Consider the following 16,452-nt stretch of genomic DNA (forward strand, 5'->3'; position numbering starts at 1 on the left):
TCTTTATGATTAAGGATCGTTAGTTGAAAACACGTTGCTAGTTGTAGTAGCGTGTTTTTTTAGTAAGAATTAGAGATGTTCTTTTTTTGACAAATTTGTATCTTTCCGTTCTAATTATGTATATGAAATATATTCGAATACAATGGAGCAATTTACTTTTTGTGTTGGTACTCGTGCTACTACTTTTTACGCCTGTAGGAACGTATGTGAAAGTAAAACTCAATCAAGCAAAATTATGGTTTGTTAATCCGTCTACAATTGAAATCGCAAAAAGAGAGTCTATAAGCAACTTTAATTGGAATTTGGTAGATAATGAAGGAAAACAGATAAACTTTCAGCAAATGGAAGGAGAGGTTGTTCTAGTTAACTTTTGGGCAACTTGGTGTCCGCCGTGTATTGCAGAAATGCCAAGTTTGCAAGAGTTGTATGCAGATTACGGAAAAAGGATTAAGTTTTTATTCGTAGCAAATGACCAACCTCAAAAAGTGAGTTCTTTCTTAAAAGAAAATGGATATAACTTGCCTGTTTATTATGCTAAAAGTGAAGTTCCAAAAGAATTATATTCTCGAAGCATACCAGCTACATTTTTAATAGATGATCAAGGTAATATAGTGATGAAAGAAATCGGGTCTAGCAATTGGAACAGTCAAAATGTACGCAAACAAATTGATGAGTTGATTGCTTTTTCGTTGGCAGAGTAGTTACTTGTGCTTAAAATACTTCATCGGAACCCATAACATGCCAAAACATTCGCCATCGTCTTTACCTAAATGTTTGTGATGAATTTTATGTGCTCTTCTGATTCCTCTGGCATACCAATTATTGGCATTGCGAAACATTTTAAAACGTTGGTGGATAAAAATGTCATGCACCATAAAATAGGCAAGGCCATAAGCAAAAATTCCAACTCCGATTGGTAATCCGGCCCAGAAAATATCATATTTCCACAACAAGAAACAGCCAATACTTACAATAGCATAAAAAATAAAGAAAGCATCGTTTCTTTCAAACCAAGAATCATGATCTTTGTGATGGTGATCTTTATGGAGCGACCATAAAAATCCATGCATAACGTATTTGTGTGTAGCCCAAGCCATAAATTCCATCATACAGAAAGTTCCTAAAAATAGAGTAATCCAGAGTAAGGTTGTCATGGTTTGTTTTTAATTTTATATCAAATTTAAACGATAATTTACATACGATCCTGCTAAGAGTGCCATTTTTTGATAGTTTGGCACACGAATTCGTGCATTTTTTATTTTTTTAGAAGGCGTTTTTTTGAGTTTTTTTAATAGTTTATAATAATATTTATATGCTGTAAATACACCAAATTTAGCTTCAATAGGAAGTTTTGAAATGCCTTTTAATCCAAGTGAAAAGTCGTGTTCAATTTCTGTAATAATTTTTTGTTTGGAAGCTTCGTCTAAGTTTTTTAAATCTGCATCAGGAAAATAAGTACGGTCCAATTCTTCAAAATCAGCTTTTAAATCACGTAGAAAATTCACTTTCTGAAAAGCAGAGCCTAATGACATTGCTGACGATTTTAATTCTTCATATTTTTCAACATTTCCTTTTACAAATACTTTTAAGCACATCAAGCCAACAACATCTGCAGAGCCATAAATATATTCTTTATACTCTTCATGTGTCAAATACACTTTTTTATCTAAATCTTGACGCATACTTTTCATAAAAGCATCAATCAAATCCTTTTGAATATCATATTTATGAACAGTGTATTGGAAGGCATTCAATATAGGATTCAAGCTAATTTTATTTTTTAAAGCACAGTCAAGATCCTCTTGAAATTTATACAATAAATATTCTTTATCGTAGTCATGAAAAGAATCGACAATTTCGTCGGCAAAACGAACAAATCCATAAATATTATAAATGTCTTGTCGTATAGAAGGAGACAACATTTTTGTGGCCAATGCAAAAGATGTGCTGTATGATTTGGTAACAATCGTACTACACTTGTATGAAACAGAATCAAATAGTGCTTTCATGAGTGTTCGGTTGATGTTTGGTGATTAATTCGGCTACCAATTTCCCTGAAATCAACGCTGGAGGCACTCCAGGACCAGGAACGGTTAATTGTCCAGTAAAATATAAGTTTGACACTTTTTTACTTTTCAAATTAGGTCGTAAAAATGCAGTTTGTAAGAGCGTATTTGCCATTCCGTATGCATTTCCTTTATATGAATTGTACTCTTTTACAAAATCATTTACACAGAAGGATTCTTTAAAGATAATATGATTTGCGATATTTTGTTGCGTAATTTCTTGAAATCTATTCATAATAATGTCAAAATACTGCTCGCGAAGTTGAGGAGTATCTTCCAAACCAGGCGCAATTGGAATCAAAAAGAAACCAGCTTCTTTTCCTTTAGGAGCAACAGAAGCATCTGTCATAGATGGAAAATTAGCATAAAATAATGGTTCTTTTGGCCAAGAAGCTTGATCATAAATTACCTGTGCGTGCGCATCAAAATCTACATCAAAAAAAAGTGTGTGATGCGATACATTTTCAAGTTTTTTGTCAAATCCGACGTAAAAAAGTAAAGAAGAAGGAGCAAAAGTCTTCTTTTTCCAATAATTTTCGGAATACTGTCTGTACTTTTTATCAATCAATGTTTCTGAGTGGTGATAATCTGCTCCAGAAAGCACAATATCTGCCTCGTATTCGTTATTTTCAGTAATAACTTTAGACGCTTTCTTTTCTTCTACATGTATTTTGGTAACATTTTCATGGGTACATATGCGAACTCCTAAACGTTTTGCTAAGGTTTCCATGGCTTGAATAATACTGTACATACCTCCATCTGGATGCCAAGTGCCTAACCCAAAATCAGCATAATTCATGAAGCTATAAAAGGAAGGCGTATCGCTAGGCTTTGCTCCTAAAAAGAGTACTGGGAATTCTAAAATTTTAACCAATCGGTCGTTTTTAAATTCTCTTCGAACATCTCGTTTGATATTGCTAAAAAACTGCCCTAACTTTTTTAGTGTTTTCATATTCACCAACTCTAGAGGAGAAACACCAGGCTTGTATACTAAATCCTTAATAGCTACATTATAATTATCTTCAGCATTAGCAATAAACTTTCGCAATTTTTGGCTACTACCTCTTTCTTCTTTTTCAAAAGCAATGCATATTTTTTCAAGAGTATCTTCAATACGGATTGAATCGTTTTTACCAAAATATACTTCGTATGCAGGATTTAATTTTTCTAAACGATAAAAATCGGAAGGATGGGTATTAAAATCACTAAAAAAGCGTTCAAAAACATCAGGCATCCAATACCATGAAGGGCCAAGATCAAAAGTAAACCCTTCTCTTTTTAATTGTCTAGCTCTTCCGCCAACAGTAGTATTTTTTTCTAAAACAGTAACGTTATAGCCGGCTTTTGCAAGATAACAAGCGGCAGATAGGGATGAAAATCCTGAACCTATGATGATAGTTTTTAATTTCATTGTTTAACAAATGTAATAAAAAGTTAAACAAAAATAAAAAGGTTTTTAGATTTCTTTAACTAAATCGATAATTGACTTAAACACCTTAAGATTTTTATAATTTTTCTTATTCTTAACATATTTGGCTTGGTAACCGAGTAACCATAAATGATTGGAATCAAAACCGATTAATTCATCAAATTCTTGCAAATAATCTTCAATTTTATCTGTTGTAGGTGCTACTGTAAAATAAGAAATAAAATGCAATTCTGAAAAGAAATTATGAACATTCGTCAAGCTTTCAATAGGGATTGTTTGCCCAAGATAGATAGTGTGATACCCTTTTAATAGCAATTCATAATTAAGATAAAGCAACCCAATTTCGTGAATTTCATTGTCAGGCAAGTATAAAACAAAAGTTTTGGAAGTATTTGTTTTTTCTAAAGACTGAATACGTTCGGTATTTAATATGATTTTTTGTTTGATTAAGCTTGATATAAAATGCTCATGCGCAGGATTGATGGTTTGTGTATGCCATAAAACGCCCAATTCATTCAATAATGGGATAAAAGTTTCGTAAAAAACTTCTCGAAATGACTTTTCTGACAGTAATTTGTTATAGGTACTGTAAAATAGACTGTAATCAAAATTTAACATTGAAAGCTTAAAAGAATTCAATGCTTGATTGTGAATATTTTTTTCTGTAGCGATTTCCCGAACTAGAATATGAATTTGATCTTCAGGAATTTCAGCAATTTTAGATATTTTATAACCGTTTTTGTATAAAAGTGTAATATTTAGTAACTTCTGTAGACTTTTTATATCGTAGGTACGTATATTTGTATCAGTTCTGTCGGGAGCTAATAAGTTATATCGTTTCTCCCATATACGTATTGTGTGTGCCTTCACTCCAGAAAGGTTCTCTAAATCTTTAATGCTAAATTTAGTCTTAACGCAATCCATTCGTCTAATCTTTTTCTTTATAACTTAAACAAAAATAAGCTTTTCAAAGAAATATACACTATATTTTTTTTATTATTGTCTCTAATAAGAATCATTTTAAATAGAAAAAGTCATCAAAAAACGATGACTTTTTTTATAAAATTTTACTAAAAAGGTTAGCATTTAACATCCATAGATTGATTGCACCAAACTTGTACAGAATAGGCAACCGTACAATTGCTAAGAGGTCTTGGTAATGTATTGCAAACTTCTGGTTGTACAGTGAGTGCTACCGTACAGTCACTTACTGGACGAGCACAAGTTACTGTAAAAGGATCTGTTTTATCTTCACCTCCTAAAATGCGTTGTTCTAAAGATGAAATAACTTGCTTTGCAAGGTGTAAATTGGTTAGCTTTCTTTTTTTCATAATTAAATATTTTATATGATTTCTTTTTTAAAAGTACATGGATTATGCTGCACATAAAACGAAAACAGGTCGTCTTTTATAAATGACGACCTATTTACTACTTTTTCATAGCTTTTAGCTATATAATTAGTCAGCTCTAATCAGAGAAATTTTTATATAGAACTTTTAAAAAATCTATGCAGGACTAGACCAAGTATAGGTGTAGTGAGGTCCAAAAGCACATATCCAACCACACGAAGCAGCTCCATTATGAGAAAAACAAGGTGGCGTAGCTACACAACAATCTGTTCCACCAATACAGGGACTTTCGCAAGTTTGAGCAGGACCACCTCCAATTTTTGCTTGTTCTAATTTAGAAATAGAACTTTTGTTGAGTTTTAGTTTTTTAAATTTACTTTTTTTCATGATTATTTAGGTATAAGGTTATTGTGATAAGTTAGTAAAAATCAGTGTGATACAAGTAAGTTAAAACCGTAGTTATTGTAATTAGCTAAAACTAAAAAAAAACACAGTTTTTAATTAAAGAAGTAATGAATGTAAGTATGTAAGTGTTTGATTGTTAGAAAATTAATTTATTTATGGAAAAAAAAACAAAAAAAAGTTTTTTAATTCATTTTTTTACTATGTTTGTTTTGTAAATGAGTTCACTAATCGAACGCATTGCCTACATAAATGAAAACTTTTTTCAGATTCGGGTTCAGGAGAATAAAGAAGTCTACTCCAAAAACAGTCTCACGTATCAGACGCCGGATTATCAGGCTGACTTCTGAAATTGAACATACTTTCAAGTGCTTACTTCAACGCACTTTTACACCAATTACGGTGGAAACTTTTCGTATCTGAGAAAGATTTTTATATTATATAATGCTATTATATACATAGCACCTTTTTTTTATTTATTTTTAATCTAACTCATTACATTTTATTTTCTAAATGAAAACCAAGTACATTGATCTCATTGAGCAAACTTTTGATTTTCCTCAACAAGAATTTACGCTCGATGAAAACAACAAATTACAATTTCATGGTATTGACCTTTCCAAGTTGATAGCACAATATGGTACACCACTTAAATTTACGTATCTGCCAAAGATTTCGGAAAACATTACCAATGCTAAAAATTGGTTCAATACTGCTATTGAAAAACACAAATATGCCGGAAAATACCATTATTGCTATTGTACCAAAAGTTCTCACTTTAATCATGTACTAAATGAAGCATTGACAAATGATATTCATATTGAAACGTCTTCTGCTTTTGATATTGATATTGTTGAAAATTTAAAGGCACAAGGCAAAATTACAGACAATACTTTTGTAATTAGCAACGGCTTTAAACGTGATCAATATGTAAAAAATATAGGACGTTTAATTAATAAGGGACATAAAAACTGTATTCCAATCATAGATAATTATGAAGAAATCAGTCTCTTAAGTGAAGAAATTAAAGGAAACTATAATATAGGAATTCGAATTGCTTCCGAAGAAGAACCAAAGTTTGAATTTTATACGTCACGTTTGGGAATTGGTTACAAGAATATAGTTCCTTTTTATAACAAAGAAATTAAGGACAATCCAAAAGTTACGCTTAAAATGCTACACTTCTTTATCAATACAGGAATTCGTGATACAGCCTATTACTGGAACGAATTGCTAAAATGTATGAGAGTGTATGTAAATCTAAAAAAAGTATGTCCGTCGTTAGATAGTTTGAATATTGGAGGAGGTTTTCCAATTAAAAACTCATTGGCGTTCGAGTACGATTATGAATACATGATTGAAGAAATCATTCTACAAATCCAACAAACCTGTGAAGAAGCTGGAGTGTCTGTTCCTAATATCTTTACTGAATTTGGAAGCTACACAGTCGGTGAAAGTGGAGGAGCAATCTATGAAGTTTTGTATCAAAAACAGCAAAATGATCGTGAAAAGTGGAATATGATTAACTCATCATTCATTACAACAATGCCTGATACGTGGGCAATTAACAAGCGATTTATTATGTTGCCAATTAATGGATGGCAAAAAGAATACGAACGAGTTTTACTTGGAGGATTAACTTGTGATAGCGACGATTATTACAATAGTGAACAACATATGAATGCTATTTATTTGCCAAGATTTAGCAAAGAAAAACCACTATATATAGGTTTTTTCAATACAGGCGCATATCAAGAAACTATTGGTGGATTTGGAGGTTTGCAACACTGTTTAATTCCGCAGCCAAAACATGTACTGATTAATCGTAATGAAGCAGGTGAAATTGAGACAGAAGTATTTTCGGAGCAACAAACTTCTGAAAAATTACTATCCTTGTTAGGATATGATTATGAAATAAACAATGCTTTAAAAAAAGCAAATGAAGAAATTAATATTGAAAAAACATTCAATTAATATAACCAATACATTATTACAACGTAAAAAAAGTAGTATTACAATTTAATTACAATGAAAACCACAAAAACGTATGCTGGCATTCCTGAAGCGTATGCTAGCTTTGAAAAATCAAAGATTGTATTAATTCCTGTTACATATGATGGAACTAGTACTTGGGGAAAAGGAGCAGATAAAGGTCCTGAAGCATTTTTACACGCTTCTGAAAATATGGAGTTATACGATATCGAAACCGATAGCGAAGTTTACAAGCAAGGAATTTACTTGGCAGATACTATTACTGAAGATGCTTCACCAGAAGCAATGGTCAAAGCCGTTCATGATGTTACTAAAACAAATATAAAACGCAACAAATTTGTAACGCTATTTGGAGGCGAACACTCTATCTCTATTGGAGCAATGCGTGCATTTAATGAGTGTTTTGACAACTTAACAGTTTTACAATTAGATGCTCATGCAGATTTGCGTAAAGAATATGAAGGATCAAAGTACAATCACGCATGTGCACTGTATGAAGCAAATCAAAATACAAACTTAGTACAAGTTGGTATTCGAAGCATGGACGCAATTGAGCGCACTATAATGAATGAAGATAATGTCTTTTTTGCTCACGATATGGTCAATGATGATTATTGGATGGACAATGCTATTGAAGCAATGACAGACACTGTATATATTACTTTTGATTTGGATGCGTTTGATTCATCTATCATGCCATCAACAGGAACTCCAGAGCCTGGAGGATTATTTTGGTATGAAACACTGGAGTTTTTAAAACGTGTATTTGAAGAAAAAAATGTTGTCGGATTTGATATAGTAGAATTATGTCCTAACTCAAATGACAAATCATCAGACTTTTTAGCGGCAAAATTATACTATAAAATGTTAAGCTATAAATTCTTTGAGCAAAATGAAGATGACGAAAATGAAAACTTATATTCTAAAGCTAACGAAAACAAAATCAATCGTTTAAAATACGAAGAAGAAGATGAAGACTAAAGGTGCGGTTACGCAATTTATAGAAAAATATTATTTACATTTTAATGCTGCGTCTGTTGTAGACGCAGCGAAAGCTTATGAGGCGAACTTAGCACAAGGGTCAAAAATGCTAGTATCGCTTGCTGGTGCTATGAGCACGGCAGAATTAGGAAAAATATTTGCCGAAATGATTCGTCAAGACAAAGTTCAAATCATTTCTTGTACTGGCGCCAATTTGGAAGAAGATATCATGAATCTAGTAGCGCATTCACATTACAAACGAGTGCCAAACTATCGTGATTTGACTCCACAAGATGAATGGGATTTATTAGAAAAAGGACTCAATCGTGTAACGGATACCTGTATTCCAGAAGAAGAAGCATTCCGACGATTACAAAGCCATATCTATAAAATATGGAAAGATGCCGAAGCTAATGGCGAACGCTATTTGCCACACGAATATATGTACAAAATGTTGCTCTCGGGCGTATTGGAAGAATATTATGAAATTGACTTAAAAGATTCTTGGATGTACGCTGCTGCAGAAAAAAACTTACCAATTGTATGTCCTGGATGGGAAGATAGTACAATGGGGAACATTTTTGCAAGCTATGTGATGAAAGGAGAATTGAAAGCGAGTACTATGAAATCAGGAATAGAGTATATGACGTTTTTAGCAGACTGGTATACTGAAAATTCTGAAAACGGAATTGGTTTCTTCCAAATTGGTGGAGGAATTGCTGGTGATTTCCCAATCTGTGTTGTACCAATGCTTTACCAAGATATGGAACGTACAGATACTCCTTTTTGGAATTACTTCTGTCAAATTAGTGACTCAACTACAAGTTATGGGTCATACTCTGGTGCAGTTCCTAATGAAAAAATAACATGGGGAAAATTAGACATCGATACACCAAAATTTATTATTGAAAGTGATGCAACTATTGTAGCACCCTTAATTTTTGCATATTTATTAAACCTATAATCTTACTAAAAACACATAAAAACACAGTAAAAGTGAAAGCTAAATCAGACAACTTAAAACGTGTAATCGTTGACTTTAAAAAGTTAACACCAGAAATTTTGGCACTCCTAGTGGAAAAATATCCATTTGGTTACGATGAAAATCATATCGTAAAATTTAAAAATGCCAAAGGAGAATCTGTAGAAGCGGTAGAAGTAGTTTCAGGAGACACAAAATATTTGGTAAAAGTCAGCGTGAAACTTGAAATGACTATGGAAAATTATGACGAAGATGATTATGAAGATTTTGACGACAACGATCCAGATGCAATTCAAGACCCGATAGAAGAAGATGATGATGATTTCTAAATGGCGTTTCAAAAATTGAAAGTAAAGATTATTCACAAAACACGCCTATTAGCTGTAAATGGCGAGCAACTTTTAGTTATCGAAAAAGTAGGAGAAACTAAAAAGTTAACATTTCCTGGTGGTGTAAAAAAACGGAAAGAATCTTTTGAAGAAAGCCTAAAACGAGAAACACTTGAAGAAATAGGATTGATGGTAAACAAGCACAAGTTGTCACATGTCATTTCTTCTGCAAGAATTTTACATGCAACGACGGTGTTAAAACATCATTTTGCTTTGACAATTGATACTAATGTGTTCAAAGTATTAGAACCTGAAAAGTTCAAAGATGTGTATTGGACACATTGGAAAGATGCTATTGCTTTTTTAGATAAAGAAGACAAAAAAGCAGTAAAGAAATTTTTTAAAAGTAAACTAAAGAAGAAACGAAAACTATATCGAGATGAAAGCAGCATTCCACCTCGCATTGCCATGTGATGACATTGAAAAAACTAAAAAATTCTATGTAGATACACTAGGCGCAAGTCAAGGACGTTTCACAGATACATGGCTTGATATAAATTTTTATGGAAATCAACTAACGTTTACCAATGCTGGTTCGTTCAATTTTGACTTCAAAAATTATCGTTTGAGTGGTCAAATATTACCTTCCTTTCATTTTGGAATCATTGTCGATGCCGAAACCTGGGGAAAATTGTACACAAAATTATTTTCTATGAATCTAGAAGTTACTACCGAAGTTACTTTTTTAGAAAATAAAGCAGGAGAACATATTTCTTTTTTTGTGACTGATCCAGATGGATATATTGTCGAATTTAAAAGCTTTAAAGAAGCAGGAGAAGTTTTTACGAATGAATAGTACTTTTTTTTCAATTAATTACAGCAAGTGTAATTTTTTAGAATGAACGCAAAAAACATCGAAAATATCGAACTTACATTCTTGAGTTTAAATGACTATCAAGAATTAAAAGCAGCAATGATTCAAGCATATGCCTCTATGCCTGGATCGTATTGGGAAGCCTCACAAATAGCAACATTGATTTCAAAATTCCCAGAGGGGCAAATTGTAATTAAGATTAATGGACAGTTGGCAGGTTGTGCATTATCAATAATTGTAGATTACGAATCTTTTGAAGAATTTCACACATATGGAGATATCATCAAAAAATCGTTTGACGCACATACTAATCAAGGAGATATTTTATACGGAATAGATGTTTTCATCAAACCAGAATTTAGAGGATTGCGTTTGGGAAGACGATTGTATGATTACCGAAAAGAACTATGTGAGAAGCTAAATTTAAAAGGGATTGTATTTGGAGGTCGTATTCCAAACTATCATAATTATGCAGACACATTAAGTCCCAAACAATACATAGAAAAAGTAAAGCAGAAGGAAATAAACGATCCCGTATTAAACTTTCAAATATCAAATGATTTTCACCCTGCAAAAATCTTAAAAGGATATTTAAAAGGTGATAAGGACTCTAATGAATTTGCTGTTTTGATGGAATGGGACAATATTTACTATGAAAAACCCACCAAAAAAGCGACCACACTCAAAAAAGTAGTTCGCTTAGGGTTAATTCAATGGCAAATGCGTCCCTACAGAGATTTAGAAGAACTATTACAGCAAGCAGAATTTTTTATTGATGCAGTAGCTGGATATCGTTCAGACTTTGCTGTTTTTCCTGAATTTTTCAATGCTCCATTAATGGCGGTAAATAATCATATGTCTACACCAGAAGCCATTCGTGAACTAGCAAAACACACAGATGCCATTGTCGAAAAATTTTCTGAATTCTCGATTTCTTACAATATAAACATCATTTCTGGAAGTATGCCAGAAATGCGAAACGGAAAACTTTATAATGTAGGGTATTTATGCAAGCGTGATGGTAGTGTAGAACGTTATGAAAAAATACATGTTACTCCTGATGAAGCTAAAGTTTGGGGAATGCAAGGAGGACATTCGTTGCGCACGTTTGATACCGATTGTGGAAAAATAGGAATACTAATTTGTTATGATTCAGAATTTCCTGAATTGAGTCGCTTGTTAGCCGATGAAGGAATGGATATCTTATTTGTGCCATTTCTCACAGATACGCAAAATGGGTATGCACGCGTTCGAAATTGTGCACGTGCAAGAGCTATAGAAAACGAATGTTATGTAGCTATTGCAGGAAGTGTTGGAAACTTACCAAAAGTACAAAACATGGATATTCAATTTGCGCAATCTACCGTATTTACACCATGTGATTTTTCATTTCCAACCAATGGTATCAAAGCAGAAGCGACGCCAAATACAGAAATGATTCTTATAGCGGATGTAGATATTGACTTGTTACGAGAACTAAATCAATTTGGAGCAGTTCGCAACTTAAGAGATCGCAGAAAAGACATATTCGAGGTGCGACGAAAATAAAAAACCGTGCAATTTTGTAATTCTAGTATAAATTACTTTTATTAAAAGTATAGAAAAATAAATTCAACAGAAAAGTTTAAAAAATTGAGTTCAACATTAAAAATCGTAGGTAGCGAAGAATGGTGTTCATTTCCTTCGTTACAGATTCCAGCAATTAAAGCACGTGTAGATTCAGGTGCAAAAACATCGTCTATTCAAGCCAATAATATAAAACTTCAATACAGAGATAACGAAGAATGGGTAAGTTTTGAAGTGAATCCAATACAAGAAAACCGTAGTATTGCTGTGAAATGTAAAGCAAAAATTCACGACAAGCGTACTGTAAAAAGTTCAAGTGGTATTTCTGAAGAGCGTTATGTAATAAAAGTGCCTCTATCAATTGGAGATGATACGTTTGAAGCTGAAATGACACTCGCCAACCGAGATGCTATGGAATTTAGGATGTTGCTTGGTAGAGAAGCTCTAAATGGAAGATTTATGGTAAACCCTTCGGATGTATTCTTAGAGTCTAACTATACAGAAGAAGATATAGAACGCAAATATAAACACCTGATTAAAGAAAAAACAGGACTCAAAATTGCTTTACTTGCCAGTAATCCAAACTTGTTTAGTAACAAACGAATTATGGAAGCGGGAATTGCCCGAGGTCATGAAATGGTGTTTTTAAATGTAGAGCAGGCGTATATGAAGTTTGATGCAAAAGAACCTCAAATTCGTTACCGTGGAGGAAATGTTGTCGATGCTTTTGACGCAATCATTCCAAGAATTAAACCTGCAGTAACATTTTATGCGTGTGCATTGATTCGTCAATTTGATTCTATGGGAGCGTACTGCTTAAACTCTGCGGAAGCGATTACTCAATCAAGAGACAAATTACAAGCAACTCAATTATTTACAAAACACGATATTCATATTCCGATTACAGGTTTTGCAAACTCTCCGTTAGATACGAAAGATTTGATAAAAATGGTAAACGGAGCACCATTAATCATAAAATTACTTGAAAGTACCCAAGGAAAAGGAGTTGTTTTAGCAGAAACGAATAAAGCAGCAGAAAGTGTTATTAATGCTTTTAAAAGTGTGAAAACAAACATTTTAGTACAAGAGTTCATCAAAGAAGCTAATGGACAGGATATACGTTGTTTTGTGGTAAATGGAAAAGTGGTTGCAGCAATGCAACGACAAGCAGAAAAAGGAGAATTCAGAGCAAATATTCATCAAGGAGGTTCAGCTTCTAAAGTAAAAATTACTGCCGAAGAACGTAAACTTGCGGTTAAAGCCGCAAAAATATTAGGACTGCCAGTTGCCGGTGTAGACATAATCCGTTCTAACAAAGGGCCACTATTGCTTGAGGTAAATTCATCACCAGGATTGGAAGGTATTGAAAATGCAACAGGGTTGGATATTGCTAATATTATGATTGAAGCAGTAGAGAAGAAACTAAAATTTAAGCGTAAGTAAATATATTTTTATTATAACTAACCATACAAAATTGTAACGTGTTTATACATAAACTATGATTTTATACCATTTTTTTGATAAAAAGAGTGATATTAGCTACCAATTATTTAATAAAATAACGAATATGAAACAATTCAAAGCAATACTGTTCGCAGTCGTAATTTTTAGTTTTCTATCTTTTCAAGAAATTAATTCACTTGAAGGAAAATGGGAACTCTTCAAAATGGAAACTCCTGAAGGAGAAGTAAACGAAACAAATGGACGCTGGATGCACTTTATGAAAGATGGCGTGTTAAAAGGAGGAAATACTCTTGATACAACTAATAGAACAGGGAATTGGAGCTATGATTCGAAAACTAAATCGCTCACATTTGGTTCGGAAAAGCAACTATCAGGAGAAGGAACATACACTGTTAATTGGATTGATGCAAAAACCATTAGTCTCACATTAGAAAGAGGCAGAAAGGTGTATTTAAAGCGAATAAAGGAGGAATAATTGTAAGTTTTAAATGTTTTTGCTGTACCAACAAAGAAGAATAGCAGGGTAAGTACGCTCTAAAAATATAAAATATCCCTAAAAGTAGTTTAATACGATAGTAAAATAGAAGTAATGTTGTTAAAAAATAAAAATTTATTGATTTTCAATAAATTTTTATCGTAATTTGCTAAAAATAATTAGTATTATGAAAAACACTTCTGAACTTCTATTAAAGATTATGCGAATTTTAGCATGGTTTGTATTTGTTGCATTATTAATAAAAGCTGGCGCATTTCTTATGTCTTACGGTGTAAGTATCAACAATCCGGAAGCTGCCAACGATTTGTATCGCGGAACAGATTTGTCACGCTATGAGCGTTACAGTTTTGTACAATATTCATTGATTGTATTTTATCATATCATTCTTTACATTTTGCAAGCATATATTGCTTTGTTTGTAGTAAACTTGATTAAAAATATCAATCTTGAAAAACCATTTACAATAATGGTTGCTACGATTTTGCAAAAGATAAGTGTCACTATCTTTGTTGTTTGGATTCTAGCGATGATTCACAACGTACATGTTGCCATTTTAGAACGTTATGCAGGTATTAAAGCGTCTTTTTTTTCAGGAGAATATATATTTTTAGCAGGCGTGATATTTGTATTAGCCTTTATATTCAAAAAAGGGGTTAGGATGCAACATGAAAATGAATTAACAATCTAGACATGGCAATTATTGTAAATTTAGACGTCATGATGGCAAAACGAAAAATGTCACTTAATGAGCTTTCAGAAGCAGTTGGCGTAACCTTATCGAATTTGTCAATCTTAAAAAACGGCAAAGCTAAAGCCATTCGATTTTCGACCTTAGCCGCTATTTGTAATGCGCTTGACTGTCAACCAGGGGATATTTTAGAATATAACCAATCTGCACTCTAAAAAAAATGGTATAATGAGTAATATCAATTTTGGATAGCAAGTATTGTTGGTTGCTTATATGCTTTTCAGCTTTTATTTGGACTATTTATGTAGTTCAAACTATGTATTCTGTTAAACAATATCATAGTTTTGGAACCGTAACAAAACCGCCAAACCAACAATCAAACGTGATCTTTTCACCTCCTTTATATCCTTTATTAAAAATATCAATTTTACTAGGTGCCGATTGTGTATACGTTTCCAATAATCGATTTGCCTCTTTTTTTACATTAAAATCAATATTCATCGCTTTTCTTGCACTTTCTGCGGCTTTCCAATAAATTGCTCTTTTGGTAAATTCATCCGAACCACATTCATTAGCGCTCGAAGCGTATAATCTGGCTAGACTCAAATATACAGCTCCTGCAGTAGGAGACGCATTTAGTGCCTGCTCATAATATGAACGAGCTTTGGATTTTTGTCCTTTTGCAACAGCTTCGTTTCCTGCGCTATGTAAGACTTCCGTTATTTTTAGATTGTCAGTTTCTAGAACTACATATTCTTTCAAGTATTTGTTGGCTTGTAAAGTATTATTTTGCTGTTGGTGCACCTTATAAAGATATAATTTTGTTTGAGCAGTAGGCTCTAATTCATCAATCTCAGTGATTAATTTGAAAAAAAATAACTCATCTTCACAGCTTTTTTGATCTAAAATATTTGCAACTTTTCGTATCCATTCAACATCATTCTTCATAGTGTTAAATTTCTTTTCGTATATAGGAATTAATGTTTTACAGGTAGCTACTTTTTCAATAAGAATATCCATATTGCTTAGAAAAGTGTTAATAGCTGCTTTATTTTTGGCAGATTTTTTTTGAAGAATCAAGAGCTTTTCTCGTATAGTTTCATACTTTTCCATTAGTTTCTCTACTGAAATATTAAGTTCCCCAGATTGGTGCAATTTGTATAATAATTCAAAATATTGATACAATCCTTTGGGGTTTTTAAAATGTATTTCGTCAGTTTGTAATGCTTCGTTAAAAAGAAGATATTGTTCTTTAGTGGTGCCAATATCATGCATAATCATTAATGAAGCTATTTTAGGAAGGAATTTCCCTTTAGGTGTTTTTTTTGGAAAATGTAAAATTCGCTCTTTATATAATTCAATTAAAGAAGTTGCTATTGCTTTTTTACTTGAGGAAATGGTTATTTCATGATTCAACAAAATTTCACCATAAGCATACACAGCATAATTGAGTGCGGCACAATTTTTCCGTAAAAAGGCTAATTGAGGTTTTGCTTCTTCATATCGCTGTGTTTTTACATTCTCGGAAAAAAGAGATAGTGTTTCGTTACAAGAATTTTGTGTAAGTACGTAGTTACTAAATAATACACAGAACGTGGTAATCATTAGTTTGGTAATGTTTTTCATAATGTGAGTTTTAAATCGGTTTAAAAAAAACGCACAAAATGTGTACCGAAATAATAATTAGAATCCGAAAAAATGTAGATATGATATTAGCTTAGTATATGCTAAAGCGAACCGAAGTTCGCTTTTATTTTTAGAAAACAGCTTCAGGAAAATGTTTCCGTTACCAACCAGATGAGCAAGGAGAGTTAATTGGTAAAGAAATCATTTG

Annotated in this window: 19 protein-coding genes; 12 read left to right on the plus strand and 7 right to left on the minus strand. The window is 32.5% G+C overall.

Going from position 1 to position 16,452, the window contains the following annotated elements:
- The first annotated feature begins 122 nt into the window (after nt 1-122).
- A complete protein-coding gene (locus tag AA088_RS08445) occupies nt 123-701 on the plus strand; it encodes a TlpA family protein disulfide reductase (protein ID WP_046744508.1) in 579 nt (192 codons plus the stop codon).
- Here AA088_RS08445 and AA088_RS08450 read toward each other — a convergent pair whose 3' ends face one another.
- The 6 genes from AA088_RS08450 to AA088_RS08475 form a co-directional block, all read right to left on the minus strand.
- The gene (locus AA088_RS08450; protein ID WP_046744509.1) at nt 702-1,154 is read right to left on the minus strand and encodes a sterol desaturase family protein; all 453 of its coding nucleotides are present in this window, start codon (nt 1,152-1,154) and stop codon (nt 702-704) included. It lies immediately after the preceding gene.
- A 15-nt stretch (nt 1,155-1,169) separates the two neighbouring features.
- The gene (locus AA088_RS08455; protein WP_046744510.1) at nt 1,170-2,009 is read right to left on the minus strand and encodes a phytoene/squalene synthase family protein; all 840 of its coding nucleotides are present in this window, start codon (nt 2,007-2,009) and stop codon (nt 1,170-1,172) included.
- Nucleotides 1,993-3,477, minus strand: a complete 1,485-nt coding sequence (locus tag AA088_RS08460) for a phytoene desaturase family protein (protein WP_046744511.1) — start codon at nt 3,475-3,477, stop codon at nt 1,993-1,995. Before AA088_RS08460 ends, AA088_RS08455 begins: the two co-directional genes overlap by 17 nt.
- Nucleotides 3,478-3,522: 45 nt before the next feature.
- Nucleotides 3,523-4,419 carry a MerR family transcriptional regulator gene (locus tag AA088_RS08465; RefSeq protein WP_046744512.1) on the minus strand — a complete coding sequence of 299 codons (897 nt, stop codon included), beginning with the start codon at nt 4,417-4,419 and terminating at the stop codon, nt 3,523-3,525.
- A 155-nt stretch (nt 4,420-4,574) separates the two neighbouring features.
- Nucleotides 4,575-4,826 carry a hypothetical protein gene (locus tag AA088_RS08470; protein ID WP_046744513.1) on the minus strand — a complete coding sequence of 84 codons (252 nt, stop codon included), beginning with the start codon at nt 4,824-4,826 and terminating at the stop codon, nt 4,575-4,577.
- Between the two features lie 174 nt (nt 4,827-5,000).
- The gene (locus AA088_RS08475) at nt 5,001-5,231 is read right to left on the minus strand and encodes a hypothetical protein (protein WP_046744514.1); all 231 of its coding nucleotides are present in this window, start codon (nt 5,229-5,231) and stop codon (nt 5,001-5,003) included.
- A 528-nt stretch (nt 5,232-5,759) separates the two neighbouring features.
- Here AA088_RS08475 and AA088_RS08480 point away from each other — a divergent pair.
- The 11 genes from AA088_RS08480 (at nt 5,760) to AA088_RS08530 (ending at nt 14,833) form a co-directional block, all read left to right on the plus strand.
- The gene (locus AA088_RS08480) at nt 5,760-7,220 is read left to right on the plus strand and encodes an arginine decarboxylase (RefSeq protein WP_046744515.1); all 1,461 of its coding nucleotides are present in this window, start codon (nt 5,760-5,762) and stop codon (nt 7,218-7,220) included.
- A 54-nt stretch (nt 7,221-7,274) separates the two neighbouring features.
- A complete protein-coding gene (gene speB, locus AA088_RS08485; protein ID WP_046744516.1) occupies nt 7,275-8,219 on the plus strand; it encodes an agmatinase in 945 nt (314 codons plus the stop codon).
- A complete protein-coding gene (locus AA088_RS08490; RefSeq protein WP_046744517.1) occupies nt 8,209-9,183 on the plus strand; it encodes a deoxyhypusine synthase family protein in 975 nt (324 codons plus the stop codon). Before speB ends, AA088_RS08490 begins: the two co-directional genes overlap by 11 nt.
- A 32-nt stretch (nt 9,184-9,215) precedes the next feature.
- Nucleotides 9,216-9,530: a hypothetical protein gene (locus AA088_RS08495; RefSeq protein ID WP_046744518.1), complete on the plus strand. Its 315-nt coding sequence runs from the start codon at nt 9,216-9,218 to the stop codon at nt 9,528-9,530.
- Between the two features lie 15 nt (nt 9,531-9,545).
- Nucleotides 9,546-10,004, plus strand: a complete 459-nt coding sequence (locus AA088_RS08500; protein ID WP_162199677.1) for an NUDIX hydrolase — start codon at nt 9,546-9,548, stop codon at nt 10,002-10,004.
- A complete protein-coding gene (locus AA088_RS08505; protein WP_046744520.1) occupies nt 9,970-10,386 on the plus strand; it encodes a VOC family protein in 417 nt (138 codons plus the stop codon). Before AA088_RS08500 ends, AA088_RS08505 begins: the two co-directional genes overlap by 35 nt.
- A 42-nt stretch (nt 10,387-10,428) precedes the next feature.
- A complete protein-coding gene (locus AA088_RS08510) occupies nt 10,429-11,952 on the plus strand; it encodes a carbon-nitrogen hydrolase family protein (protein WP_046744521.1) in 1,524 nt (507 codons plus the stop codon).
- 84 nt (nt 11,953-12,036) lie between these two features.
- On the plus strand, nt 12,037-13,413 hold the full coding sequence (rimK, locus tag AA088_RS08515; protein WP_157547114.1) for a 30S ribosomal protein S6--L-glutamate ligase: 1,377 nt from the start codon (nt 12,037-12,039) through the stop codon (nt 13,411-13,413).
- Between the two features lie 124 nt (nt 13,414-13,537).
- Nucleotides 13,538-13,909, plus strand: coding sequence for a hypothetical protein (locus tag AA088_RS08520; RefSeq protein WP_157547115.1), 372 nt, complete (start codon nt 13,538-13,540; stop codon nt 13,907-13,909).
- A 187-nt stretch (nt 13,910-14,096) separates the two neighbouring features.
- Complete coding sequence (locus AA088_RS08525; protein ID WP_046744524.1) at nt 14,097-14,618, plus strand: DUF2975 domain-containing protein; 522 nt, start codon at nt 14,097-14,099, stop codon at nt 14,616-14,618.
- Nucleotides 14,619-14,620: 2 nt separating this feature from the next.
- Entirely contained in the window at nt 14,621-14,833 is a 213-nt protein-coding gene (locus AA088_RS08530) for a helix-turn-helix domain-containing protein (protein WP_046744525.1), read from the plus strand.
- 121 nt (nt 14,834-14,954) lie between these two features.
- On the opposite strand, the gene AA088_RS08535 is transcribed toward AA088_RS08530, so the two are convergent.
- Entirely contained in the window at nt 14,955-16,244 is a 1,290-nt protein-coding gene (locus tag AA088_RS08535; protein WP_046744526.1) for a tetratricopeptide repeat protein, read from the minus strand.
- Nucleotides 16,245-16,452 lie beyond the last annotated feature (208 nt).

It is taken from the genome of Kordia zhangzhouensis, assembly GCF_001005305.1.
Taxonomy (GTDB): Bacteria; Bacteroidota; Bacteroidia; order Flavobacteriales; family Flavobacteriaceae; genus Kordia; species Kordia zhangzhouensis.